Consider the following 26396-nt stretch of genomic DNA (forward strand, 5'->3'; position numbering starts at 1 on the left):
GATGAACTAAATTCATCGTTTTTGCGAATTTTTACTGTAGTTTCTGCAGAGGGTTACCTTATATGTTAGACAACCAAATTAAAACTCAACTACAAAGCCACTTTAGCTCTCTACAACGTCCGATTGAACTCGTCATTACCGTTGATGACAGTAAAAAATCGCAAGAGCTAAAAGAGTTGGCGCAAGATTTAGCGTCTCTGAGCGATAAAATTTCACTATCTGAATCTAGTGAAGGCGAGCGCTTACCACAAATGTCAGTTCGCGGCGTAGACACAAAGAGTGAAATTACGTTTGCAGGCGTACCTATGGGGCATGAATTTACTAGCTTGGTTCTTGCATTATTGCATTCAGGCGGGCATGCCACTAAAGCATCGGCAGACGATCTCGAACTGATCAAGGGTATTGATAACCCATTGAACTTTGAAGTGTACATTTCACTGAGCTGCCAAACCTGTCCACAAGTCGTGCAGGCACTGAATCTCATGGCGGCTGTTAATCCAAATATTACCACTACCATGATTGATGGCGCTTTGTTCCAAGAAGAAGTGGAATCGCGCAACATCATGGCTGTGCCAACAGTGTACTTAAACGGTAAACAATTTAGTCAAGGCGCGGTGAGCCTAAGCGATATTTTACTTAAACTTGATACTAAAGCTGGCGAAAAACAAGCAGCTGTACTTAACAGCAAAGACGTGTTTGATGTGCTGGTTGTAGGTGGCGGTCCGGCTGGTGCATCAGCTGCTATTTATGCCGCTCGTAAAGGGCTAAACACAGGAGTAGTTGCGGAGCGCTTTGGCGGTCAAGTTGCCGATACTCTGGGTATTGAGAACTTTATTTCAGTGCAAAAAACGGAAGGTCCTAAGCTGGTTGCACAGTTAGAAGAGCATGTTAACCAGTATGGCGTTGATGTGATGAAGAATCAGCGTGCAGCGGCAATTAACAAAGGTGAAACCATTGATATCACGCTTGAAAGCGGTGCGGTATTAAGGGCCAAATCTCTAGTATTGGCAACCGGTGCGCGATGGAGAAGCATGAATGTACCAGGCGAAACCGAGTACAAGGGTCGAGGTGTAGCATATTGCCCACATTGTGATGGTCCGTTATTTAAGGGGAAACCTGTTGCTGTTATTGGTGGTGGTAACTCGGGTATAGAAGCTGCCATCGACTTGGCAAATATTGTTGAGCATGTCACGGTATTAGAGTTTGCCGATACACTTAGAGCTGATGAAGTGTTGATTAAAAAGGCAAAAAGCCTTACTAACGTTACCATTATAAAAAACGCACAAACCACTGAAGTCGTTGGAGATGGTAATAAAGTAACCGGTCTTAACTATATAGACAGGGTAAGCGGTGACACTCATTCGTTAGCATTGGCTGGCATTTTTGTCCAAATTGGGCTGGTACCAAATACTGAATGGTTAAAGTCGAGTGAAGTTGCACTTAGCCGCTTTGGTGAAATCGAAATTGACAGCAAAGGGGCGACGAGTTTAGCTGGCGTTTACGCCGCAGGCGACGCAACCACCACGCCGTTTAAGCAAATTATTATTGCGATGGGTGGGGGAGCAACGGCAAGCTTAGGCGCTTTTGATTATCTAATTCGATTAGGGCAAGACGACGAGCAAGCAGCTTAATTATTCGCATTACTGGAAAGAATCATTGCAACTATACACCCATGCAATGCTCCCAAGCCACACTCTAGCAGTGTGGCTTTTTTTTGGCTTAGAATTCGAAGTCTCGATGCTACTTTGTATTCTATTTTAGTCTTTACGATAGTGGTTTTTAGATAAACTTACCCTGTTGATTAGGCTGGTAATATTTTCTTCCGTTGGCCGTTAAATAAACGGAGCTTACGAGCGACAAAAAACATAAGAGCGCTGCGTAAAGCAGCTCCTACCTCAAAGTGCAATTTGCCGTGTGGGAGGTGGTTTATCCGGCGAGAAGTTACTCGCTTAGCAGAGTCGATGGTCGGTTGGTTTAGGAATACAAGATCGCTGCGTAAAGCAGCTCCTACCCTATGTGTAGTGGGCTTTGTGGGAGGTGGTTTATCCGGCGAGAAGTTACTCGCTTAGCAGAGTAGATGGCCGGTTGGTTTAGGAATACAAGATCGCTGCGTAAAGCAGCTCCTACCTCAAAGTGCAATGGACTGTTTGGGAGGTGGTTTATCCGGCGAGAAGTTACTTGCTTAGCAGAGTGGATGGTCGGTTAGTTAAGGAATACAAGATCGCTGCGTAAAGCAGCTCCCACCTCAAAGTGCAATGGGCTGTATGGGGCGCGATTTATCCGGCGAGATCAAGGTGTAGTGAGCCGTCAAAACAATATAAAAACCTTTAATTGGCCGTGCTGCCGCCTTTTTGTCGCCACACTTTCGCTTATTTGGCGTTTTAAGCTCTGCATTTTTAGGGTATTAATTAATAACGTAAAGGGATCGATGTGAGTGTAAAAAATGAAAATTGATGCAGCTTTGATAATCAGGCACCGAATACTCAAGGGGTGGACACAAGAGCAATTGGCTGGTGCTTCAGGTTTAAGCAAAAGAACCATTCAGAGGGTCGAAAGAGAGGCGAGTGCTTCCATGGAAACTCAGAAGGCACTAGCTGCCACGTTTAATTTAGATTACGCAAGTCTTACTCTTAAGGAGGCTAGAGTGATGAAAAAATATGAATATAAAACAGTTGAATTACCATTTAAATTGCGCTTTTTTAAATCTGGGACACCAGACGTGCAGTCGCTATTAAATGCTGAAGGGCAAAATGGCTGGCAATTAAAACAGGTTGTTATTCCTGCTTCAGGCTTTGGTGAATCTGATTCCATGGTTGTTATTTTGGAGCGAGAGACAGAATAACTGAGCTGGCGTTGACTCGTTTTTTTGCCTGTCACACCATCAATTCAAGTTTATTTACTACCTGTGGGTTGTAATGGTGCTGCGGAGATAAACTGCTCAAAATGTTCACACCAAATAATAGCACTCTGAAACTGAGTCAGATCAACTTTGCGATACTTAGGCAATACAAACTGTGAAAATTGATTAATGTTAGCTATTTCTATCATGGTATGTTTTTGCGCTTTAAAGTCGGCTTCCGTCTCAATAAATGTCTTGGCGAGATAAAGGCGATAATCAGGTCCTGGAGCTATCTCACCCACGAATGCAATGTGGTTATTAGTAAAATAGATCTCACCAGTGGCGTAGTGTAATGCGTCTGAATCTTTAAGCTCCTTCTTGAATTGGCCTTTGTATGTTGCGGCTTTACTTATCTCAAGTATTTCCGTGTGCTTAGCCGCCGGAGGTTGTGTCATTATCGGTAAAGTGTACACACCCATAATAAACCCTGTGATAAACACCACAATGAGCAAAAGTAACGTAAATAGCGTTCGCAAAATCATTTCCAAGTAAGCAGTAAAATCAAAGTATAGCCAAATTATAAGACTCTAGTACAAAAAGTGAGTGCGTAAAAAGGATTGTTTTTAATATTTTTGATAGGAACAAAGTGTTTTTATTAAATGTAATTTAGGACCCGGTGTAGATAAAACTTTACACTGAGTAGCATCTTCTGATTGTTAAATATTAGGGAATAAAGTATTTCAATTGTTTTGATTATTGTAATAGTCAAAGTAAACAGGTGTTTAGGTCAGAGTTATGGCGTGAAGGTGTTTTTGATCTAGCTATAAAGTATTGAATGTAATTAATAATCTCACCTATTGTTATTGATTTTTACTTAGGTAAAATGCCTCGAATTCGAGTTGATGCTCATAATAAAATTAACTTGGATACTTTTTTATTACAAAAAAATTAAGGCGAGCATGCCATGGACGTGCAATAGCTTATCAGTTGTTAAAAAATGACAGCGTTGTTTTTTACTGCCGAAGGACAGTGGCGTGACCAAGGTAAGTTGTGTTTATCAACGAGTAAAATCTTAGTGCGCAGAGTAAGATTGAATTTCGTGTGACAAGCAACTACAGATTCTCGCTCATTCTAATCTTAATCGAAGTGGCGGTAGTTACTTCTCTAATACGAGTAGAAGAAAATGAAAAACTCTATGTTAACAGTCAGTATTGCCATGGCACTTGGCATGGCAGCATCGAACGCATTTGCACATGGTTATATGGATAGCCCAAAGGCAAGGCAGGCTATTTGTGAGGAGCAGGGCGGATTTTGGTGGCCAAAAGATGGAAGTAATATCCCAAACGCGGCATGTCGAGCAGCTTACCTAGCATCTGAGCATGTGCAGTTTGTTCAAAAGCATGAGTTTGCAGCGAATGTTACCGATTACTTTAATCTGCAAGCTGTACAGGCTGCTGTTCCTGACGGACAACTTTGTGCTGGTGGCGATAGAAATAAAGCGGGCATGAATATCGCGTCGAGTGAGTGGCAAAGGACCGTGATAACGCCAGATGCTCAAAACCAAATCAAAGTTAGATTTCGCGCAACAACGCCTCATAATCCCAGCTTTTGGCAATTTTATCTTACCAAACCGGAAGCGGATATTCGCTCAAAGCCCCTAGGGTGGCAAGATTTAGAGCTGGTGCAAGAGTATGGCAATGTTGATTTTTTCGTTGCGCCAGATGGTAAACGCTATTATGAAATGCAGATCGCGGTGCCGAGTAAATTTAGAGGAGATGCTATCTTATATACGCGTTGGCAGCGTGATGATGTTGTAGGTGAAGGCTTTTACAATTGTAGCGACGTCACCATAGTACGAGATACTACACCGACTGAGCCGGTAAGTTGGACGTCTGCTGGATTCTTTATCAAACAGGGTCAACTAGCCAATGTAGGCGATACGGTATGGCTACGGGTTTTTGATGGTAATGGCCAAGAATTGGTACAAGAAAAGCTGCTCATAACACAAAGCAATATCAATCATTGGGCTGCGCAATTTTCCAGTACACTTAATAATAATCATGCGAATACGTTACAAATTGGCGTACAACAAAGTGACGGAAATATTGTATTTGATGCTGCGCAACTCGCTGCTAATCAGCTATTTGTCAGTGATCCCCAGTACACTTTTAACCTTTCAATTTTAGCTAAGCCACAAAACCGTGCTCCTGTGGTTCATACCCCCGCCGCTATCACGCTAAAAGAGAGCTCAAGTACATCACTTCATGTTCATGCGTTTGATGATGACAAAGATCCGCTTACCTTTGCATGGCAGATACCATCGCCACTGAACTACAGCGGTAGCGGTGCAACTATCACGTTGACTGCGCCTGAGGTTCAGCAAAATACCGACTATCAAGGGCAAGTAACCGTCTCTGATGGCACATTTGAGAAAACTGTTAGCTTTACTATCACAGTGACTAACCAAAGTACACCGCCAAATGATGACACGTGGCGTGCCGATCAAGTATATACCGCTGGCGATATCGCAGTGTATCAGGGCAAAAGCTATCGCGCTAAATGGTGGGTAAAAGGTCAAAAGCCCGATCAAAGTGATGCGTGGGAGCTGGTAGACAAGTCCGATGCTAGTAACACATGGAATGCCAATAAGGCATATACCGGCGGCGACAGAGTAAGTTATCAAGGTGTTGAATATCAAGCGCGCTGGTGGACCCGTGGTGAGCAACCAGACACTACTTCCGTATGGCGTAAGCTTTAATGTAAAGTCCCTCTAACAAATCACTGGCAGATATTGCTGCCAGTGAGATAAAATTTTCAATGATTTACATCATCTAACACAGAGCAGAATGTTACATCAGCTGCTGCGGTTTGATTTCAATATTAGTGCTATCAGAGCTTACCCATACTTCGCCATCTTGAATAGTAATGGTAAGCTTAATACTGCGATCTGCTAACCGGGCTAAAGCCTGAGTCGCGCTATAATCCAAACTGAAAATACTTAGATTTTTAAAGTCGTATAATTTAGGCTGATGTTTTTGCCACCAAATCGCCTGATTATTTTCGCCATAAGTATAGAGGACCACTTGCTTTGATTTATTACACGCTTTTTTAAGGCGCTTCTCATCGGGCAGTCCTAGTTCAATCCAAAGCTCAATCTCTTCGCTGTAATTCTTAACCCATAGTTCAGGTTCATCGTCAGCGCATAAGCCTTTAGTAAACTCAAGTCCCTCACACGCATTTAGTGCATAGGCAAGTAAACGGATCATTAACCGTTGTTCGTTTTCAGAAGGGTGTTGAGCTAGTGTTAAATTAAAGTCTTGGTAAACATGTCTGTCCATATCACTGAGTGATAGTTGGGCTTTAATGATGGTGGATTTGAGCGCCATAAATTTGCTTAAAAAATTTTTGCGCTAGTATAGCGGGTCGAGATAACAATTTACAGAATGTGATTGTGGAAATGAAACACAGCCTCGCAATGAGGCTGTGTTTATTTGAGAAGCTTAATGCTTAGCGTTAATATTAATTACAGCTAGTCGAGATATGCCAAATATTGGGCAAAGACTCTTTTAGTTTGCTTACTTGAGCACAGTCGACATTTGGATTTCTATATAAACTTAGATATTCTAGATTGGTCAAATCGAATAGCGGTGACAGATCCGAAATGTTGGTATTGTCCAACTCTAAACGAGTAAGTTCGGCGTAATTTTTAATTGAACCATAGTTTGTCAGCTTGGTACCATTCAAGTCCAAATAAGTTAAAGTAGTAGGCAAGCCAAAAAGCGTGAAGTCATATACGGTTTGGCTATTTGTATTTAACTCAAATGAGGTCAATGATTGAGGAAGTGTAGCTTTAGCCGTTAGTTCACCTGTGAGTCTATAGATATCTAGACTCTGTAAGGTGTGGAGCTGAGCTAAGCTAGGGTCTCGTAACAACGAACTATTAACCGAGCCATCCAGTCTTAAAGTCTTAATTGCTTCAAACTGTGTAATTCCATTTAATGATTCAATTGCTGAGCCATTACAATAGAGTGAGGTATTACGTACTGCATCTTGATACCTTTGATCTACAATACACTGTTTAAATGCCGCATCTGTAATTAAGCTCAAATCGACCGGCTTCATAATACAGTTATAGTTAGAAAGGTTTGTTGTCACACCATCGAGAGATGTTAATAGCTCCTGATCATCACAGTAAATGGCACTACTTTGTATTTCAAGTCTTTCCAGATTGTTTAAACTGGCAAGCATGTCAGCTCTAAAAAACTCGGAAAAGTTTTTTAATGTTAATGATTTAAGTTTAGTTAACGATGCTATCTCAGAGATATCAGTCGCTTTAGAATAGTAAATCCACAGGGTTTCTAAATTTTCAAATTGAGATATCTGAGTGATATCTTCTAGCTCTTTAAAGCCGCTGATCTTGAACGATTTCAAGCTCGAGTTTGAACCTAGAGAATCGAGAGTTGTGATTTTCTCTTCATTACCATAATAGTGGCCTTTTGATAATTCAACTGATTCGAGCGCGGGCAAGTTAGTCAAGTTCACCATGTTTGAATAGCTGCTGCTCTTCACGTTTAGTGTTTTTAAGCTTGGTAATGTTGCTTCATTTGAAGCCTCAAATAAATTAACTTCTAGATTAAGTGTTTCTAATGCTTGCATTTTACTTAACGTATCTAGTGCAAAGTTTGAGTAATCGCTGTCGACGGTGAGGTTGCGCATATTTTCAAGCTCAGACAATGCGCTAAAATCCGCGGTACTATCCAATTCATGAATATACAATTCGGTTAGGTTTGGTGTGAAACTTAGCCAGCCTAGATCATTAACGTTACGTAACTGATCGAGCTTCAATGATGTTAACTTCTGCATCGCTTGTAAAAAGCTAAGAGAAGAAAGGTTTAACCTCTCCAAAGACAAGGATTGCAGTTCCGTAAAAGTTGATAGCTCATTGACATTATCAACGTTTAAATTGTTTAATGACAGGGATGTCAGCTTCGTATTACCACTGATGTCCGCGATATCAAACTCAGCATTATTATAATAACTACCAAGACCTAGTTTTTCCAACTCACTAAACTTTTCTAAGAATGAGAAATCTTCAATCTGCGTTCTGTTGAGTACGAGTGTTGTCAGATTTGTTTTGGCTTCTATTGCTGTTGAGTCAGCGGCTTCGATATTGTCAAGTGTTAATGCTGTGAGGTTAGGTATAGAGCTTAAAAATGACAGTGAGTCGAGATCGTTTATATATGTCAAAGATAAACTTTGCACGTTACTAAAGCGTTTTAGGGTATTTTTATCATCAATGCTTAGAGTACGTAAAGCCAAACGAGTGAGCTTGTCACTTGGAAGTTGACTAAGTTGTATCGTTTCATATTGGTTACTGTAGTTGTCTATTTCAAGCGTATGAAGCTGTGCAAAGCCTGATAGATCTAACATCTGGAACGCTAGCTGTTTACCAAAAATATCTTCTTTGTTTTCAACAATAGACAACGACTCAAGTTTATTGAGCTTACTAATTTGTTCTAAATGTGCATAATTATTTGAGTTGTCCTGGGCTTCGGCAAACGCGTTATCGAGCTTTAACGCGGTGAGCGTAGAAATTTGAGCTAACTCTTCGAGATTATCCAATTCTGCGTTTTTAATAGATACCGTAGATAAACCACTAATACCAGAGAGCCCTGCTAATGTTGCAATTGGGTAGTCTGTACAGTCAACAACTGAAATACCTACGTCTTGATGTGTATCTGATAAACATTGCGCCAGCGCTGTGTCAGAAATCGTTAAGCTTGAAAGTGGAGCGTAAGCACTTAGGTTGACAGTTAATTCTTGTGAGCTTGAGTCCCCTTTATCGTCTGTCGCAGTTAACTTAAACGTTAACGTGGTCGCTTCATTGATGTCAGGTGCCCGAAATTCGAGCGTTTCGCTATTATCATTTATCAGCTCGACTGTTGTTCCTGCCGTTTGCTCCCACAGCAAAGTTTCAATCGCACCATCTTCATCTGTTACGGTCGCAACGGCTGTGATTGAGTCTCTTTCCATTGCTGTAATTGGTGCTAGGCTTGCAATTACTGGGGCTTTGTTAGTAGGTGTGACTGGTTTGTCAGTTCCTGTATCATTGCTGTCGCTGCCACTTCCACCGCCACATGCGGCTAGAGTTGATGCAAGCAATGAAGTTACGATTCCTTTGTATATAGCGCTTTTGATCATCTTAATATCTTGTTTTATTGAATAGTCAGAAAGCGTAGAAGTGTACTTTATTTAAATACTTGTTTCCAATAGTTACACATGTTTTTTAGCAATGGTATAGCTATGCGCTTTAGGTATGGACTTTAAAAACAAAAAATCAATAAACTAAAAGGGATCGGTACATTTTGCTGGAGTCGTTATAACTCATTGATAATTAAAACGAGAAGCGAGGCTATATAGCCTCATTGGTTGGAAAACAAAATAATAAGGAGGAGCGGATAACGGAATAACCGTGTTGTTTAATCAACGTTTGCAATTGCCGATTCAATGCGGTTCTCGCATAGAGTTGTGCCAGGCAATGTTGCACAATACTCACCAGCTTGCTCAAGTCCAATGCGCTGAGAGTTGCGGGCTGTAATGCGAGCTGTAAGCTGCTCAATTTCAAGTGGGTCGTCAGACACGGCTTTAAACGCATTTAATCTCTCTATTTCATCATAAACGAGATCTTGGTAACTCCTAAGTCTTGCCGATAGTGCAATATAGCGATTAGATATTCCTGTCAGGCCTGCGTAAGCCAAATCATAATGGCCAGAATCTTCATAGTCTTCGACTTCATATTTCAATATATTCAAATGCTCGTCTTTAAGGTCGTTAACGTAGTTCCCACCATCAAGTAAGTAGCTAAACAAACTGTCGGCATATGTTATACAAGGAGTTAGATTATCGGTCTTACAGTGCATGGTGCCATTTTTAGTTAGCCTTGCCAGTTCTGGTGTCATGCCGCCATCGGTGTTTACTTGAATTGTATAAACGGCATCTTGCGTTGCATCTTGAAATACTTTGGTCTTGGTGAAGGTTTTGCTGAAGAAAAGAAATTTCACTTTTATTTTGGTCTGAAACCACTCGTATTTAGTACGATCTTTGAAGTGAAGCTTAGCTGTGACATAAATACGTGATCCGAGTTTGATATTGTGAATAAAACTATCTCCGCAACGACTCCTTACTTGATTGGGATCTGTGCTAAGTAACTCAAGTATGGTAGGTTTAGTCGTTCGATTTTCAAAGTTATAGCTTCCTTTTTCATAAGTTAACTCGACCGCAGAAGCTGCAGAATTTCGATTCTTGGTTACTTTCCTGCGCATAGAAAACTTAGCTGAACCACCGAAAATAACTAAATTTATACCCGCTTTTACACTCCCAGTGATGGTATTGATCATTGTATCGGAGTCAAAGTCGCCGCGATAAGCTAAATCGCCCATACTGCCACCTTGAAATTGCCACTGACCATCTAGGCATGATTCAAGTGGTATGCCTAGTTTCTGTTCAAATCCCTGTCCCAATTGCTCTTTTTCTGTATTTAGCGAGTAGTAGGTGTGTGTATTTGCGTTAAAGCTCAACAGGCCACAGAGCACTATGGGTATGATTCTCAAGTGCATACATAAATTCCTGTAAATGGTTTGCTGTGGAAAAGGGCGAGAAAATAGCTACATCTGGTAAAATAATTACTATCTTTTCGCCCAAATGAACAAATTGAGTATTAGTTCCTAATTCTCAAAAGCCGTTCCATAGGTGGGGAGCGCTGTTTTACAGGGCAACCATACCATGACACCTGAAGCCGGGTCGTTAGCGTCAACGAATGATGGTGCCCAACCTAGCTTTCTGAATCCGAGTGAGACATGATTTTCTTCAACACCAAAGTTTGCTGTTGCTTCTCGTGCATTTTCACACTTGAAATATTGCGTCATGTTATCCGCTGGTATATTCAAATCAGCCAGTGTGTAATTGCGAATGCAACCAACACCGTTACCACTACAAGTGTTGAGGTAGTCATTCCACGCATCGGTACAAGCTGTTCCATAAGGGTTATCACGACAAATCCTAGCATACTGCTCGTAGATCCAAGCGTTGTTATACGCTGCTTCTTGGACTCCTTCCGCTTTTTGACGTTGTACATCCGTCATCCAGCTAGCGTATTGCGCAAGTACACCACGCGCACGGTGCTCATGATTAACCGATTTTTTGAATTGGTCTTCGAGCCATAAAGTACGGTAGGTGGTTTCAAAGCGAATATCTTTATTACCCGAATCTAAACGACGTACATCTTGTGAACTGATCTCGTAAGGCGTTGCCTTGTAACGCACTACGTTGTAATCAGATAGCGCATTAAACTGATCACCAAAGTCATTCTTCGCGTAGTTCACAGCTTGTTCAAATAGGGTAAAACAAGGCTCGTAGTTATCGAGCGAACAAGTGATGATATTGTTAGGAATTATACTGAGTAGTTGCTTTGGATCACCGCCTTTTTGTAAAGCTCTGACAGTAATGCGCACACTTTTCTTGAGGTCTTCATCAATATAATTAAGCTTACCATCAACGCTAATGCCTATATTACCAGCACCGTAGCTTACACCCAAGTAACCGCCAATTTCGCTTTTATGTTGTTCACTTAAGTACTCGATTTTCATGTTGATTAAGAGTTGTGCGCCATACTCAATTTCACTGATAAATGCATCACCCGCCAAGCTCATTAGCTTGCTTTGATATTCATTTGCTAGCGTATTGCCTGACGGCGTCAAGGTGTAACCTAGATTGGCGTCTACTGGCTTTAGTACACGTTTTTTTGGTGTCAGTGATGCTTGAAAAGTATAAGTATTAGAAAACTCTGTAGATGACATCTCTTTGGCTAAATGACCACCTGCTTTTACTCGAATAACAGGAAAGCCAACATCAACATCAACATTACCGTTGAGTTGACGGAGCACTTCGTCGTAACTGCCATTGTTGACAAGTTCAAATTGCACGCGAGTATTACCCAATGTTTCAACGGTTTGACCTGCAACAGTTTGGACATTCAAGAAGCGTTTTTGATCGCTATTGTAGGCTGTACCTAGCACAACATGGTCATTCATCAGGCCTGGAATTTCACTTTGGAAAGTATTTACACTTTGTGCTTTTTGCATTAATGCAGCTTCATTTACGAAGTCCGAATCCGCGAATGCGAAAGGTGCCGTACTGGCCATTAACGCCGCGATAGTATGTTTATATAAATTCATGTTGCCACCTATTACTTCACGTAAAGGAGGTAATCTTCTACCTCACCGGAGTCTACTTCTTTACACGCGTCATTACTGCCACCGAGGTAATCCATGGTGACACGCATTTTCGTCATGCCCTTTTTTGCGCTTGCAGGCGGTGTGATCTCGACTTGCATTGCTTGCTCTGATACCCCTGCAAACAGGATTTCCTTGGCATCTTTAAAATCACCGTCTTGATTCCAGTCGATAAATACGTGCCAAGTTTCAGGATATGTTTCTGTACCACTAAATCCGGGTGTTAACGTGAGCTGGTAGCTTTTATCAACGTAAATCTTTGCCGTATCACCTATATAGTTGCTATAGAAAGTATTGCTACTGGTATTCTCGATATTGGAAAACTTAACCGATTTGATGAACTCATAGGCCCGCTCGCGAGATTTAGTTGCGCAGTAATTTGGAATGGGTGGTGCAACTAAGACGGCACTGACGCGATAGTCTGAAGGGATCTGCAAACATGTTGTAGTCGGTGACTTCCCTGCAAACCAATTCTTTGGATTTGCATTATCTTCATCACCAAACGTAAAGTATTTAGCATCCGCTCTTAATGCACTGTTTTTATACAGCATTACTTTTTTGAGATTGGCGATTTTCTCTTCATTTGGGATTGGAGTCGTGGGGTCAAAGATATTATCTGAAACCTCTACTAATAGCCCTGGATAACACTTTTCTAGCCATTGGAAACGACCAAGCGCTTGCTGAGGCGTGAGGACATCTCTAGATTCAAATAAAGTCGAGCTTGCCTCTGCAGGCGGCGTGATAGTCGCTGCGAGTGATGCAACAAATGTGCTGGTTAGCATGACTTTTAACATAGTCTTATTCCTTATAATTCTAGCCATTTACGGTCATACTGATGAACGCGATTGCGAGTCTGTAGCTCTCTATCGCGGCAGTAGTTTCCAATGGGGTTGCGCTTACAATAATCTACAGCGTCTGCGAGAATAAATGAGTTAAAGAGCGCATTATCACGAATGGTTTCCAATGCGGTTCTGTGCTCATTACTAAGCTCACTTGCGTAATAATTGAGCAGGTTATCTGCACGGCGGTTATCAAGGATTGCTTGTACCCAATCATCACTCATGTTTTTCAGTGCAAGTTTGGTAAGAATACTCTTTGCTGGATAGACATCGTCAGGAACAAGCGCTGAAAGGCTAGGCCCTGAGTCGGTATAGCTATTGGTCAACACTCGACTGACGTTGTACTTGTCTAATGTATCAAATTGAGTGATATAGTTGGTTTTGATGTAATTAATGCTATTTTTAAATACATCAAAACATGGTGTAGGATTTTCCATCGTACAGTTGACGAGCTGGTTTGGAATTACCTTCAACAGCTCAGTCGGATCACCACCGAGTTGTAACGCTGAAACCGTGATTTTAATATTACGCTTTACGTCCTCATCGACTTTTTGCAATTTGCCGCTGACGCTGACTTTACCTGCCCAATCAACCCCAAGCTGGCCACCCCACTTGACTTTATCTTCGTCATTTTTGTATTGGAACTTCAGGTTGATCATCACTTGAGAACCGTACTCAATCGCTGATACAAACTCATTACCAATATTATTGAATTTATCTCCAGGGTTTGCATTAGCCAAATCCAGCGCGGCTTGGGTTGGCTTAAATCCGGTTTGAGGATTGGCAACCAGTAATCGCTTTTTAGGTTTTAGTGACAGGAATAATGTATAAGTTCCAGTATAGTTATCTGCGGCATTTTGCTTGGAGTAGCTGGCGCCAACACCCACTTTAATTACGGGGACATCTAGTGCTGCACCTAAGTTACCATCTAACATACTAGATAGTTGGCTGTAGCTCATATCAACACCGACAACAAAATCCATTTCGGTATTGCCATACGTTTCATCGACTTGACCAAGCACGCTTTGCAGCGCATAAAAGCCTTCTTTTTCACTATGGTATGCGGTACCTAGTGTGATTGAATCTAAATTAGAGTTGCTTGCTTGAGTAGCAAAGTCAGAATTGTCTATTTGATCAGCCGTTGCTGCAAAACTACAGGCAAAAAGACCCGCTACCCCCATGGCGCGTGCCAATGGAGAATATGTAAATTTCATATTGAATTCCTTACAGAGAAGTATGGCCTTTCAAACAGAAAGGCCCAGCTGTCTTGATTAGTTCAAACTGTTGATGTAGTCAGTTTTCCACTTTTCAGGTAAACGCTGCAGTATCTCTTCTTCCGACATACGAGTATTCTGATCTTTGTAGTTAAACTCGTCTTGAGTCGCTAAATCACCTACTGCCATACCGTTTGCAAACATGGCAAAATTACGAGATTCAGCAAATTTTGAATCAGCTGTAGGCGCTAGTTTCAAATTGTAGATTTTGTCTTTGTATTTCTCTTTTGTTACATCCGTCACAATTACAGAACCTGTCTCTGTAAGAATACGGTCGCCTGCTTTAAGCTCTTTTGCCCAAATAACACCTTTATTTGAAGTTGAAATTGGGTGGGTTTCAGTCATTAAAATGTCTGAACCATCTGCGCCTTTGATGCGATACATCTTAATTGCTTCTATACCTACAGATACATCAACAACCTGCATTGGTTCTTTAACTGCGGCGTTTGAAGCAAGCGCACCTAACACTAGATCTCCTTTACCAATATTTTCAATGGCGAGCTGCGAACCGTCAGCCATCGTGATCAGGGTACCCTTAGCTAAACAGCTGTAACCTAGTTTCATCATAGGTAGTACTTCACTGTAAAAGTTACCAAAGCGAGTTGATGCCTCAGAAGTAAGTGAAACTTGGAAGGCGACAGGACCGCGTCGACCAGTTTTGAAGTAAGGGTTTCCTTTCACTGCAAACGTCATATACCAGTTTGCCGTAGCAATATTTGAAAATAGTTTTGCATTACCAAAACGACCTTCATCGCGGGGGATGTTCCAACGAATAATGGATTCTTTGTTCACAGTGTCGACTTCAAACTCTAAATAGTCTGAAAACTGCTTAATTGAATTATTAATGCCACGATAGCTTTGTTTTGTTGCGCCACCGTACACTCCTTCTTGCAAATAAATGTTGGTCGGCTCATCTATACCGTTAGGCAAATCACCTGTAGTTGGGTAGATCTCTAAGATTTCATGAGGAACACGTAGCTCACCATTAAATGGAATATTTACATCGGTAATTTCGTTCGGATCACCCACTTGATCTGGCATATAATCACAGTCTGCATGGTTACGGTTTAAACACACCTTGATCACCGCATCGTTGTTTTTATCGATAGGTGCTGTGGCGTTATACTTTGGACGCCCATCAAATACTGCGGGCATAATACTCATTTCAGATGCAACTTTATTGTTCGCATCGTTGCTTGCAATTGCGCCATAGACTGCCTCTGCGTGTTCCCATGAAAAAGGATACTCGGTATATTTTATGGTAGAGCTTATCGAACCGTCTTCGTGTTCAAGTTCAACGTAGGAGCTTGCATAAAGTGTGTCGATGTTAGGGAAGTTTGCTTTCAATGACTTAAGTGAAATAGTTGAGACTGCAGTCGTATCTTTACCATCAAGCACATTCAATGTGGAGCCAAGTGGCGCAAGCTGATTACCTTGTCCATCTTCAAGCAGTAGATCGATGTAGGTCGCTTGCGTACCACCAAAGCGTGTGCTTTTTGCTCTTACAATGACGTATGGTTCATTGGTATCTGCAGAAATGGCGATGTTCATATCAAGAAAGAAATGTGCTTCTTTAATGATGTCTACCTCAGTTTCACTCACTGGCGGTGGTGTTGTTTGTATACTGTTCTTTGCCATCAGCTGCTGTTGTTTGGCAACCTCTAATGTTTTATGCAATTGTGGAAATTTACTTTCATCACGGCCAGCTAAATTCAAGCGAGACTTCGCTAGTTGATAATGTTGTGGATTGCTCATATCCAATCTGCGGATCCCGAATTCATCAGGAGTTGTAATGGCCTGACCGTTTAACGTAGCAGGGCCTGACTTCAACGCGGCTACCTCGATGTCAACTGAGGACTCAAAGGTATTTGTTGCCGCTACCGCATTACTCACCGCGAGCGCAACTGCGAGAGGTATAAATATCTTCTTATTAAATTTGTTCATTTGATTTTCCTTAATTTTTATGGATTTCTACTAGGTAGTCTTCAATTTCTCCGCTTCCCGAGGTAGCGGCACTGCTATAGTCAGAGCAAGGATCAATACTATTTACTCTGCTAAATCCGTAATACTGCAAAATTCTCATCCGAGTTGTCGTGACGGGCTGTGACAACTTATTACTTGGAATGCTGAACTCACCTTCAACATAGCCTTTGCCAAAGTCTTGATTGGTTTGATCAAAGTCCATGATAAGCAGCTCAGATTTGTTGTTACGCCAGTCACCATCACCAAATTGACCGTCGCCGTTTAAATCAATCCAGACGTGGTAGTTCTCTGCAAATTTTTCGCTGCCGGCATAGCCCGCTTCAAAACGGTAAGTATTGTTTTGAGTGGCGTACAATTTGATTGGGTTGTTAGGGTTTATCACACCAGGCTGCTGCGCATTGCTAAACGGCCCGTCTTGGTTGAACGTCACAGTATTAATGTGCTCATAGTCTGTGATCCCAGTTGCTACGCAATATTCAACAGGTTGGGTTAGTTTCAGTTCCAATAACATGTTTTTAGTGCCAGTGACTCGGTCTCCCCAGTCATCCCACCAAGGTTTGTCGTAACTGATTGTTAGGCTGGCGGTATAGGTGCCAGCAGTTTGATACGTATGTTCCGCATCTTGGCCGAAATTGCCACTCTGATTGTGCGTTACTCCGTCCCCGAAATCCCATTCTAGAGTGATACGAGGGTTCCAAGCGGTATTATCTGGTTTGGCTGTTGTGTTATTAAAAGTTACCTTAAATGTACCATCTGCTTGTTCGCTCACCGTGAAATTGACCTGTGGGGTGAAGCTACTCTCACCAATTTTGATGGTTTCATTTACGGATTTTTCGCCGTCGGCATGGCTTATTGTCAGTGTAATGGTGTACTCTCCATCAGTTTGGTAGGTATGCTGAGTATTTTGAACAGAAGAAGTCGTGCCATCTCCAAATTGCCACTGTACCGTGCTACCTTGAGGCATAACGCTTTGATTGGTGTCTACATAGACAGTGTTACCCGACTTGCGCGGAGTAAATCTTGCGGTGATCGTAGTATTGAACTGAACTTGTTTCATCCAGCTACCAATTTCGCTATTGAATCTATCGTATGCCTTTAGATTTACAGCATAGCTACCAGCCTTAGCATATTGATGTGAGGGGGATTTTGCAGAGCTGGTTGTACCATCTCCAAACTCCCACTTCCAACGTTTAACACGCGCATCAACGGTACTGTTATCGAAGTTAATGACGTTGACACCTTGGTTGGCAGTGATTCTCAGTTCAACAGGGTCCTTATTTTCAACGAGTTTGACTGTGTAATCCTCAACTTCGCCCCAAGACATATCACCACAGGCCGATTTAACGATACCAAATGACACCATAGTGCGAACACGATAGCTCTCGTTGAGCTCGCCGCTTAAGGATATTTCACCCGTTAATTGAGTTTTATTGCTTCCTGATAGCACCAGCTCATCGGTTTTATGGAATAAACCGTCGTTATTTTTGTCCAACCACACATAGAAGTTCTTGGTTTTATCTTGAGTATCTGGGTGTGGCGCTGCGACTAGGGTTACTGTTAGCGCTTTGCCATCTTTGACTTCTATTATGTCTTGAGAGTAATCGCTATAATTACTAGAAGTAGAGTCATTTTTGTAATCGTTAAATGAAACCGACGAAAGATAATATTTACTATGGTTTACCCCTTGAGCTGAGCAGTAGCTGTCAAACACTTCAATTGGGAGCACAAAAGTGTCAATCAGGCCTGATGGAGCTGTTGCGGTCAGTGCTACATTAAATACACCTGTGGTGGCAAAGTTATGTGTTGGCTCAAATGCACTACTTTGTGCGCTGCCATCACCAAAGTTCCAATTCCATTGCCAACCATCACGGTTGGAAATCGTTACCTGCTGACCATCTTTCCGCGTTAAGTTCTTGAAATCGAGCGTTAGGAATTTACGTTCAAAACCAAGTTCACTTTCTAGCCCACTATTTACTTTTAAGTTTATCCCCACTTGAGCAAAAGCTTTGCGTACATGATTTTGTAATTCTGTGGCTTGCCAGTCAGCACCATCTTGTTTTTTTATCCCATCTTGACGCAGTTTGTCACTTACAGTATAAGTTTGTCGCATTACACAGTCTGCAGCCGTTAGGTAGGTGCTATTCCCGGTCCAACAGCTTTTATTGGCATTGGCGAACAAAATAAAGGCATATTTTGTGTTCCAAGGTGAGGTCTCACCGTCAACTGTAGCCGTTGTTAAATAATGAAACGCTTTGTTAAATACCCCTGCACCATGGTGTGAGGTAATGGAGTCATCATAGTCATCAATGTGATCAATTGAGTTGCCATCTAATTTGGGATTTTCAAAATAGCGTAATGCGTCATCATGGCGAAATGTCTCGTGGTTACTTTTCCAATCATTTGTTCCAGAGTAGAAGAATTCGGCAGCTTCGCCCGCCATATCAGAAAACGCTTCATTGATGGCGCGTGCTTGACCGGTCAACATTGATTTTGGTGTACTGGAGCCGTACTCCTCCGTAAAGCCATGGGCAATTTCATGTGCGACTACATCCAAAGAGACCATTGGGTAGAAGAGATAATCTCCATCGCCAAAATAGACTTCACCGTTTTCATAAAACGCTTGGTCCATGTTGAGTCCGTAGTGAACATTTTGAATTATCTTCTTATTAAAGTAGGGCTTGTGGCCTAAGTAATCCTCAAACATCAAGCTAGCGATTTGTCCGTGATGATGGGCATCGTTCAGTGCTGAGCGGGCACCATGATAATCTTTGTAATCGTTACGGGTCGAATTCGAGCAATCGTAGCGGTAGGGTGAGTCAACCTGTGCTGTACTGTGATTGTAGTTTCTTGTTTCGACATTTTGTGCATCGAATAAGCAGTAAGTTTGTTGAGCGTTCGCTTCCATCGCCACAACGAATGTCTTAGGTGGGTATGAAACGTAATCTGCTTGCTTATAATCCGGACGTGCAACTTTATCATTGCCTGAAGGACCACTGCCTCCTTCATGCACTGCTCGTTGCAATACATCTGCTTGGAAAATAACTTCATTTGAGGTTAAATCGATAAAAGATAGAATGCGCTGCGGTTTAAACGGCCCGGACTGAAAGTCGGTGAAAAAACTCAGCTTTGCCGCGTGCCGTGCTTTGCCAGTAGTATCAATGTAAATGACTTCTTCAACGGAGCTGCGTCGGTAGATCCTTGGTCGCTCAGCTGGAAATTCTGTGATGGCGGATTCTAGTGCTGCGTCAAGCTGATCCTGAGATGCGGGGGATAAATTAGGCAAGTCTTTTGCGACATTGACGATAAGGTCACCATATACTTGCTCAACAGCACCACTTTCATCGGTAAGGACTACAAAGTCATGATTCCAAATAGGAATATTCTTATATTTCTGAGTGATTGTATGACTTCTTTTGTCACCATCTTGACTTTGACTAAATGCAAGAGAGTGTCCTGCATATTGCGCAGCAAATGTCTTAAGCATTAATAAATAGTTTTGGTCATGACTTGGAGCATTATTTGCGGTGGCTTGGTGTAATAATGTTGGTGCAATTTTTTGCGTGTCATTGAACAAAGAAACCCGCTCAGTGGCATGACAGTGCAAACTGATTGCCGATGCTAAAACGCACAGAGACTTTAACCCTTGCATGTTAACTCCATAATAATATTGAAGATTCCTTCCCACTTAAGCGCAACCTCTCAAAGAATGAGACATCAGGATGGAAAAGTGTGGCTGATTTAGTGCTTTTACTTTGAGCACGGGCTCTAAGGTAATAAAGAATTTCAAATAAATAAATAACAAAAAATAAACAAATGTATAACCTAATGTTTCCACTGGAAATTTAGGGGGAAATTTTACTTTTTGTTATTTTTGACTAATTACAGGGTATTGTTGAGGAAAGTTGAACTTTTGCTTGTGCAAGACGAAGTCGAGTAAACGATGTAAAGTGCAGGGAATTATATACTGTTATGATATATATAGTAAAATTTGGCGCTACGGTCAGCTAATCTGGCTACATTAAAAGGAGCTTTGATGCGGTTTAGATGAAATAAAATAAATAAAGGATGTCTTTATATATGGGATAATCCCAAGATAACTTTTCTAGTAAAAAGTACCTAACGGGGTTCATCTCGCTAGGTACTTTTTGTTACGTTATTGAACAGTAACGTTTATGTAGTTAGTTTCAAATGGTGCAATTTCTATGGTTCCGGTCGCATAGACTTCTTTACCCACATCTTCACCTTTTATTTTTATGTAATACTGTCCAGCAGGGATAACAATATCTGTATAGTAATGTGTACCAAAGTGGATCGAATCGCCTTCTACTAACCAACCTTCAGGGGAAACTTCGTATAGATAGCCTTCGCACTTTATTTTGCCAATTCGCGGATGTTTGCATTCGTTAAACTTAAGTCTGGTTTTTCCACTTGGATTTTTTGCCGTTTTTACAAATGCAAATGAGCCATAGTCTCGAGCCGTTTTGGTCGCTTGATGAGGCCACACTTTTTCTTTGTTGACAGAATAATCATTACTAGAACCACTACTCGTTGCTGAAACAACGGTTCCTGAACTGCCAAAAATACCATTAATAGCACCGTCTACACCATCATTCACGACGCGGTTGATATCATTACTTTTACAAGCAGTGAGAGAGGCGAGAGAAAGCGCGATAAGCGTTACTTTTTTCATTATTTGTCCTTGAAGTTCCATTCTCAGCAGCATTTTACTGTGTCAGCGATTTTTGCAAAGCTTAACTAGTTAACTATTTATTAAGCCGAAAACCAACACAAATCATACGAGCATTCAGTGCTCCAATAATGCTTCCTGTTATTTTTGAGTTAAATCGGATAAAAGTTTACCTTGTGACGAAAAAAAGTCCAACAAAAAGCATGCTATATAATGACTTTGTTCATAAAACAGCATGAGAAAAAGTCATTTAGGTTTAAAATAAAGGAGGGGCAACACTATCCTCCAGGTTGATTAGTCACTTTGCAGTGCTTCGATTGGGTCAAGCTTTGAAGCTTTGATGGCCGGATATACTCCAAATGTTAAACCGACTAGGGCACAAATACTAAAAGATAGGAAAATCGCGTTTAAAGACCAAGACACCGCCCAGTTTGAGTAAAATGCAATTATCTCTGAAAGTAAAATACCAAACACCACACCGAGTAATCCGCCTAATATCGAGATGGTAAAGCTCTCAGTAATAAACTGGACTTGAATATTTTTCCGAGTGGCGCCTATTGCTCGTAATAGACCAATTTCTTTGGTTCGTTCAAGTACGGTTGCGAGCATGATATTCATAATACCAATACCACCAACAAGGAGTGATATACCCGCAACGCAAGACATCACCATATTAAAAATGGCCTGCGTTTGCTTTTGCTGAGCAAGCAAAGCAGCGGGAATAGTCAGTCTGTAGTCATCGATATCGCTATGGCGGTTAGTTAAAATGTTAGTGATAGCTTGAGATGCCAAAATTGGACTCTGAGATTTGTCGATGGCAAGTTTCAGTTCGGTAACTTCAGGCTCAAGTAATCCCTTATTAAAGCGATGAATGGCGGTCGTTAGCGGAACAAAGATACGGCTTTGCTCGCCTCCTAATGCAACGCCTTGAAACTCCTTTTTGTTCAGGTGCGGTGCTTGCAAAATGCCAACCACCTCAAACCATAAATGATTGATTTTTACTTGTTGACCAACAGCGCTCCCGAGGGGAAAGAGGGTTTTTGCGGTATTTGCGCCGAGCAACGCAACCTGCCGATATTCCTTGCTATCTTCAGCATTTAGCAGGCGACCCGCTGCGAGTTCATAATGCGCAAGGCTAAAATAGTTTGCTGTTACGCCCGCAGCTTCTCCTTCGAAGCTGCCGAATTCGCTAAATATCTGGTAGGTATCCACCAGTCGTTCAGCCGAAAAGTCGGTCACAAAGGGCAGGGCGTCGACAATCACTTGGCCGTCTAATAGATTAAGACCTTGCGAGTATTTTCGTTGTTCCTTTAGGTCATTATCTTCAATGTCCTTGGCACTGACAATAACATTATTGATCCCCATAGAATCGATCATTTTGAGCGCTTCACGTTCAGCACCTTCACCGATGTTTAACATTGCAATAACGGCACCCACACCGAAAATCATCCCGAGCAAGGTCAATAGAGTTCTGAGCTTATGCTGCTTTAGTTGTGCAATGGCGTCGGTAAATAAATCCAAATATTTCATTACAGTTCCTTATTCGCGACGAGTGCAATTTGTTGCTTGGGAGACAAGCCTGCCAGTACTTCAGTATGGCTTAGGTTGCTTTGGCCTAATTCCACTTTTACGCGTTTAAACTGGCTACCGTCTTTAACTTGAACAAAAAATGCGTTGTTCTCATTGATCACGCTATGTTTAGGCACGAGTAAGGCTTGTTTATTTTCTTGGACAAGTACTGTAGCGAGTACTTTATTGCCAGGCTTGAAGTGGGCTGGAGTCTTATCAAGACTCGCGATGATCTCATAGTATTTTTGTGGATCTCCACGGCGAATAGATTGTGGGTAAGGTGATACCTTCGTGACTTTACCATCAAAGCGCTCATCGCTATTGGAGAGCAGAGTAAACTCAACCTTTTGGCCAATCGCAAGGCCAAGTGCTTCTTTTTCATGCACGAAAAGCTTAGCTTGTAGGGATGAAATGTCTGGTAACCCCCCGATCTTTTGCCCAGGCCATAGCGCTTGGCCTGATTTGGGTTTTTCTCCACGCCAATCGGCACTGAGGGTAAGTAAGCCATCATGTGGCGCGATGACTTCAAGCGCGTCTAAGTTTGCGTTGTACATCGCAATTTTGCTTTCGTGTTGTTTTGACTGCAGCTTTAACAATTCCATTTCTCCAAGGGCAGAAGATGAAAACTGCTCTGTCTGCCAGCCAAAATAAGCTTCTTTTGCATTGAGATATTCAACATTTTGCATTTGATCTAAAATGTCGAGCTTTGAGCGGATCCGTTCATCGTCAACTGAAAAGGTCTCGGCAAAGTGTTTCTCCTCACTGACGATAACCTTGTCGCTATCCAAATGGGACTTTCTCGTGGTTAAATCACTATCGGTGACAGTGATATCTTGTGCGACTTTGCCTTTGTCGAATTCACTAAAGCGTTTTCGTCTTTCTAATTGACTGCCATCGAAGCGGGCAATAACATCGCCTTTTTTCACCTGAGTGTACTCAGGCATGATCCATGCGAGCGTCTGAGCCCCTCTCGCGGAGGTTGGCGCGGATATGACGGTTTCACTTTTGGCTTCTAATTCGCCTTCTGCATCCACTGTGATCGAAAATGGCTTAGGCTCTACGGTATATAGTAGTTGCGCTGGCTGCTCAGGTGCTTCTTGGCAGCCAAGTAACCATAGTGGGACAATGATTGCGAGTAATGTTTTTCTCATAGCTTTACCTCCGTTCCTTGACTAATGCCAGAAGTAACGATGGCAAGCGTCGGTGTGGTATAAGAGACGGTGACTTCTTTTTCTCCGCTATTTGTGTCTATAAACACTTTATCCGCACTTTGTCTTAATGCGTTTAATGGCACGGTCAAGGCGTTATCGAGTTGTGCTGTCACTATCTCTACACGAGCGGTCAATCCCGGTCGCAGCTTTTCAGTATCGATTTTGTCGAGCTCAATAATGGCATCAACAATGCGGCTTTTATCTTGATGTGACTTTTCCCTAAAGGCTTTTCCTATTTCAATGAGTGTCCCACCGACAACATATCCATCGGCACTGTCTATGGTAACTTTTACTGCTTGTCCCAATTTTATCCGTCCAAAATCGGCTTCTTTAATTTGTGCTTTTACCTGCATTTGTTCAATAACTGATAGCTCAACAACAGGTTGACCAAACTGCATGGACTCGCCAACACTGGGCTTTTCACCTTCCCAGTTTGCGCGATATGCAACTAACCCATCCATTGGCGCTTTTACTTGTAAACGCGCTATGTCACGTTTTAGTTCTTTCACTTCAGCATCCATTCGTGCAACCTTACTTCTTGCCATTTGGATACTCAGCTCTTTGTTGTTTAGATGAAAAGCGAGTTTACTGTGGGCAAGCTCTAAATCATTAGTGGCAATGGTGAAGTCGATTTGCGCCTTTTTTCGGTCGTTGTCTGAGCGTGAGTTATCTACTATTTCTGCGCGTCGTTTTGCCTTATCGAAGTTCATTTTTGCTTCAGCGAGTGCGAGTTTGTATTCTTCTTCTTGCTTCTCGACTTGAGCTTGTTTATTTTCTAGCTCTTTTTTCGCTTGGCTTAACTTCGAATTGTACTCCATCAAGCGATCTCTTACGGTTTGATCGTCAAACGATACGACGATTTGGCCTTTCTGAACCGAGGTGTTTTCAGGCATTAACTGTTTAACCTTGTACTGCCACATACGCTTGATTGAAGGAGGGGCTATCAAAGCGCGACTTTTTGACTCTAATTCACCATTCGCTTCTACTGTGATAGTGATTGGCTGTGCCTTTACGATATGTACATCGCGGGGGGCTTGGCTACAGCCAAGTAAATAGAGTGGAATGATGACTGCCAGCAACTTAACTTTCATTTTTCTCTCCTGGCAAAGTGATGCTTCCGCTCATGCCTGGTAGTAGTGGCAAATCGGTGTTAAATGTGAATTTAGCTCGGTAATACATACCTTGGCCCCAATCTTGGCGCTTTTCAGGCTGTGTTGATAGCTCAATGAGGGTACTAGGCGTTGATGAGGAGCGAAAGGCGTCAAATTTTAAATCGGCGATTTGACCCTCTTTAATACCAATAGCATCTACTTCATGGATCCATGCTTCTAGATACAGACCCGCTGTAGAAGGGATTTCAGCTACTTTCCAACCCGGTTGTATTGTTGCGCCAGCAAACAACTTGTTGCCATTCCAAGGGTGTTCAGCATACAGAATAGGGCCGCTATTACTGGCCGTTAGACTCATTTTTTCCAGCTGCTCTTGGTTGTGTGTGAGGCTTGCTTCTAACCGCTTTATTTCCAGTCGCTGTTTCTGAGTATTTGCTTTTGCTTCAGTTTCGGCCTTGCTTAAACTTACTTCAGCTTTGTGGTTTTCGATAATCGCCTTTTCTAATGTCAGCTGATGTTGCTCGTAGTCGTAGGTGCTGATATTGGCTTTTGGCACGTTTGCATCAATTTTGGCTCTTTCAACGAGCAAAGTGGTTTTTTTCAACTGGAACTGAGCTTCGAGTATCTTTTGGGCGCCGTCTTGCTCAATTCGTTTGTACTCATCTTTTGCAGCATCAAGTGCAACTTTATCTTGGTCGATTGAGGTCGCGATAGAGCCAGAATCGTAGACAACCACAATATCACCTTTGTTGGCAACTTCTCCCTCGGGCAGCATCCACTGGATTTGAGTCTTCCAAGAGTCACTCATCGGTGCGTGAAAGACCTGCGTTTCACCTGCTTTAATAACACCTGAGACGATAATTGGTTTGGCAAAAGCCTGCAAAGAGGTGAGTAGGGCGATGCTTATAATATAACTGCGCATTGGCTATCCTCCACTTTCTCGCCATCTTTCATTCTGATGATACGCTCGGCATATGCCGCAATATCGTCTTCATGCGTTACCATTACAATAGTGTGGCCTTGCTGGTGTAGTAGACATAGTAATTCCATGATTTCATGCGAGGTTTTACTATCTAAGTTACCGGTTGGTTCATCGGCAAAAATAACTTTCGGCTCATTGATAAGAGCCCGAGCAATAGCAACTCGTTGGCGTTGTCCTCCAGACATTTCGAAGGGTTTGTGATGTGCTCTGCTATCAAGGCCTACCTTTTTTAGCATGGCAAGCCCGCGACTTTTTGCCTCTGATGGGGAAGTGTCAGTGTACCTTAGCGGTAAGATGACATTTTCTAGTGCGGTCAGGCGGGTAAGTAGATGGAATGTTTGAAAGATAAAGCCAATTTTTTGATTTCTAATTTGTGACAATGCTTCATCTTCCACCGCTTGAATTTCCTGGTCTGCAAGATAGTAAGCACCAGAGGTTGGAGAGTCTAAGCAACCAAGGATATTCATTAATGTAGACTTTCCAGAGCCAGATGATCCCATCACTGCAACAAATTCACCTTCCATTACTGCTAGAGAAACGGATTTTAGTGCGTGCACTTGGGTTTCTCCGCTTCCGTAAACGCGGCTTAAGTTTTCGACCCTGATCATTATTA

Annotated in this window: 18 protein-coding genes; 3 read left to right on the forward strand and 15 right to left on the reverse strand. The window is 42.1% G+C overall.

Annotated features, from left to right (window positions below; translation table 11 throughout):
* Window positions 1–62: 62 nt before the first annotated feature.
* Together ahpF and CWC29_RS21895 are read left to right on the forward strand one after the other, a co-directional pair.
* Complete coding sequence (gene ahpF, locus CWC29_RS21890) at window positions 63–1631, forward strand: alkyl hydroperoxide reductase subunit F (protein ID WP_138524710.1); 1569 nt, start codon at window positions 63–65, stop codon at window positions 1629–1631.
* Window positions 1632–2443: 812 nt separating this feature from the next.
* Window positions 2444–2842 (forward strand): DUF4177 domain-containing protein, encoded by a 399-nt coding sequence (locus CWC29_RS21895; RefSeq protein WP_128725456.1) that lies wholly within the window; start codon window positions 2444–2446, stop codon window positions 2840–2842.
* Between the two features lie 50 nt (window positions 2843–2892).
* Here CWC29_RS21895 and CWC29_RS21900 read toward each other — a convergent pair whose 3' ends face one another.
* Window positions 2893–3381 carry a DM13 domain-containing protein gene (locus CWC29_RS21900; protein WP_128725457.1) on the reverse strand — a complete coding sequence of 163 codons (489 nt, stop codon included), beginning with the start codon at window positions 3379–3381 and terminating at the stop codon, window positions 2893–2895.
* A gap of 641 nt (window positions 3382–4022) precedes the next feature.
* Between CWC29_RS21900 and CWC29_RS21905 the strand changes: the two genes are divergently transcribed.
* On the forward strand, window positions 4023–5597 hold the full coding sequence (locus tag CWC29_RS21905; protein ID WP_138522872.1) for a lytic polysaccharide monooxygenase: 1575 nt from the start codon (window positions 4023–4025) through the stop codon (window positions 5595–5597).
* A gap of 91 nt (window positions 5598–5688) precedes the next feature.
* On the opposite strand, the gene CWC29_RS21910 is transcribed toward CWC29_RS21905, so the two are convergent.
* The 14 genes from CWC29_RS21910 to CWC29_RS21975 form a co-directional block, all read right to left on the reverse strand.
* The gene (locus CWC29_RS21910; RefSeq protein ID WP_128725459.1) at window positions 5689–6225 is read right to left on the reverse strand and encodes a YaeQ family protein; all 537 of its coding nucleotides are present in this window, start codon (window positions 6223–6225) and stop codon (window positions 5689–5691) included.
* A gap of 133 nt (window positions 6226–6358) precedes the next feature.
* Window positions 6359–9040, reverse strand: a complete 2682-nt coding sequence (locus tag CWC29_RS21915) for a PKD domain-containing protein (protein ID WP_128725460.1) — start codon at window positions 9038–9040, stop codon at window positions 6359–6361.
* 278 nt (window positions 9041–9318) lie between these two features.
* Window positions 9319–10455 (reverse strand): hypothetical protein, encoded by a 1137-nt coding sequence (locus tag CWC29_RS21920; RefSeq protein ID WP_138522870.1) that lies wholly within the window; start codon window positions 10453–10455, stop codon window positions 9319–9321.
* Between the two features lie 108 nt (window positions 10456–10563).
* Window positions 10564–12072, reverse strand: a complete 1509-nt coding sequence (locus CWC29_RS21925; protein WP_138522868.1) for a hypothetical protein — start codon at window positions 12070–12072, stop codon at window positions 10564–10566.
* A gap of 11 nt (window positions 12073–12083) precedes the next feature.
* Window positions 12084–12923 (reverse strand): GEVED domain-containing protein, encoded by an 840-nt coding sequence (locus tag CWC29_RS21930; RefSeq protein ID WP_138522866.1) that lies wholly within the window; start codon window positions 12921–12923, stop codon window positions 12084–12086.
* Window positions 12924–12934: 11 nt separating this feature from the next.
* Window positions 12935–14182 carry an internalin gene (locus tag CWC29_RS21935; protein WP_138522864.1) on the reverse strand — a complete coding sequence of 416 codons (1248 nt, stop codon included), beginning with the start codon at window positions 14180–14182 and terminating at the stop codon, window positions 12935–12937.
* 57 nt (window positions 14183–14239) lie between these two features.
* A complete protein-coding gene (locus CWC29_RS21940; protein ID WP_138522862.1) occupies window positions 14240–16186 on the reverse strand; it encodes a Hint domain-containing protein in 1947 nt (648 codons plus the stop codon).
* Window positions 16187–16196: 10 nt separating this feature from the next.
* Window positions 16197–19874, reverse strand: coding sequence for a PKD domain-containing protein (locus tag CWC29_RS21945; protein WP_138522860.1), 3678 nt, complete (start codon window positions 19872–19874; stop codon window positions 16197–16199).
* A 504-nt stretch (window positions 19875–20378) separates the two neighbouring features.
* Window positions 20379–20915: a hypothetical protein gene (locus CWC29_RS21950; RefSeq protein WP_128725467.1), complete on the reverse strand. Its 537-nt coding sequence runs from the start codon at window positions 20913–20915 to the stop codon at window positions 20379–20381.
* 291 nt (window positions 20916–21206) lie between these two features.
* Window positions 21207–22442, reverse strand: a complete 1236-nt coding sequence (locus tag CWC29_RS21955) for an ABC transporter permease (RefSeq protein ID WP_128725468.1) — start codon at window positions 22440–22442, stop codon at window positions 21207–21209.
* Window positions 22442–23632, reverse strand: a complete 1191-nt coding sequence (locus CWC29_RS21960) for an efflux RND transporter periplasmic adaptor subunit (protein ID WP_128725469.1) — start codon at window positions 23630–23632, stop codon at window positions 22442–22444. The genes CWC29_RS21955 and CWC29_RS21960 overlap by 1 nt, the downstream gene beginning before the upstream one ends.
* Window positions 23629–24783 (reverse strand): efflux RND transporter periplasmic adaptor subunit, encoded by a 1155-nt coding sequence (locus tag CWC29_RS21965; RefSeq protein ID WP_128725470.1) that lies wholly within the window; start codon window positions 24781–24783, stop codon window positions 23629–23631. The genes CWC29_RS21960 and CWC29_RS21965 overlap by 4 nt, the downstream gene beginning before the upstream one ends.
* A complete protein-coding gene (locus tag CWC29_RS21970) occupies window positions 24773–25723 on the reverse strand; it encodes an HlyD family secretion protein (RefSeq protein ID WP_128725471.1) in 951 nt (316 codons plus the stop codon). Before CWC29_RS21970 ends, CWC29_RS21965 begins: the two co-directional genes overlap by 11 nt.
* Entirely contained in the window at window positions 25705–26391 is a 687-nt protein-coding gene (locus CWC29_RS21975) for an ABC transporter ATP-binding protein (protein WP_128725472.1), read from the reverse strand. The genes CWC29_RS21970 and CWC29_RS21975 overlap by 19 nt, the downstream gene beginning before the upstream one ends.
* Between the last annotated feature and the right edge of the window lie 5 nt (window positions 26392–26396).

It is taken from the genome of Pseudoalteromonas galatheae, assembly GCF_005886105.2.
GTDB classification, from domain to species: domain Bacteria; phylum Pseudomonadota; class Gammaproteobacteria; order Enterobacterales; family Alteromonadaceae; genus Pseudoalteromonas; species Pseudoalteromonas galatheae.

Excerpts from the sequence above, each read along its gene's own strand:
- CWC29_RS21960 (WP_128725469.1), bottom strand. The coding sequence starts at position 23,632 with ATGAGAAAAACATTACTCGCAATCATTGTCCCACTATGGTTACTTGGC.
- CWC29_RS21905 (WP_138522872.1), top strand. The coding sequence starts at position 4,023 with ATGAAAAACTCTATGTTAACAGTCAGTATTGCCATGGCACTTGGCATG.
- ahpF (WP_138524710.1), top strand. The coding sequence starts at position 63 with ATGTTAGACAACCAAATTAAAACTCAACTACAAAGCCACTTTAGCTCT.
- CWC29_RS21925 (WP_138522868.1), bottom strand. The coding sequence starts at position 12,072 with ATGAATTTATATAAACATACTATCGCGGCGTTAATGGCCAGTACGGCA.
- CWC29_RS21945 (WP_138522860.1), bottom strand. The coding sequence starts at position 19,874 with ATGCAAGGGTTAAAGTCTCTGTGCGTTTTAGCATCGGCAATCAGTTTG.
- CWC29_RS21915 (WP_128725460.1), bottom strand. The coding sequence starts at position 9,040 with ATGATCAAAAGCGCTATATACAAAGGAATCGTAACTTCATTGCTTGCA.
- CWC29_RS21895 (WP_128725456.1), top strand. The coding sequence starts at position 2,444 with ATGAAAATTGATGCAGCTTTGATAATCAGGCACCGAATACTCAAGGGG.
- CWC29_RS21955 (WP_128725468.1), bottom strand. The coding sequence starts at position 22,442 with ATGAAATATTTGGATTTATTTACCGACGCCATTGCACAACTAAAGCAG.
- CWC29_RS21920 (WP_138522870.1), bottom strand. The coding sequence starts at position 10,455 with ATGCACTTGAGAATCATACCCATAGTGCTCTGTGGCCTGTTGAGCTTT.
- CWC29_RS21930 (WP_138522866.1), bottom strand. The coding sequence starts at position 12,923 with ATGTTAAAAGTCATGCTAACCAGCACATTTGTTGCATCACTCGCAGCG.
- CWC29_RS21940 (WP_138522862.1), bottom strand. The coding sequence starts at position 16,186 with ATGAACAAATTTAATAAGAAGATATTTATACCTCTCGCAGTTGCGCTC.
- CWC29_RS21950 (WP_128725467.1), bottom strand. The coding sequence starts at position 20,915 with ATGAAAAAAGTAACGCTTATCGCGCTTTCTCTCGCCTCTCTCACTGCT.
- CWC29_RS21900 (WP_128725457.1), bottom strand. The coding sequence starts at position 3,381 with ATGATTTTGCGAACGCTATTTACGTTACTTTTGCTCATTGTGGTGTTT.
- CWC29_RS21965 (WP_128725470.1), bottom strand. The coding sequence starts at position 24,783 with ATGAAAGTTAAGTTGCTGGCAGTCATCATTCCACTCTATTTACTTGGC.
- CWC29_RS21975 (WP_128725472.1), bottom strand. The coding sequence starts at position 26,391 with ATGATCAGGGTCGAAAACTTAAGCCGCGTTTACGGAAGCGGAGAAACC.
- CWC29_RS21910 (WP_128725459.1), bottom strand. The coding sequence starts at position 6,225 with ATGGCGCTCAAATCCACCATCATTAAAGCCCAACTATCACTCAGTGAT.
- CWC29_RS21935 (WP_138522864.1), bottom strand. The coding sequence starts at position 14,182 with ATGAAATTTACATATTCTCCATTGGCACGCGCCATGGGGGTAGCGGGT.
- CWC29_RS21970 (WP_128725471.1), bottom strand. The coding sequence starts at position 25,723 with ATGCGCAGTTATATTATAAGCATCGCCCTACTCACCTCTTTGCAGGCT.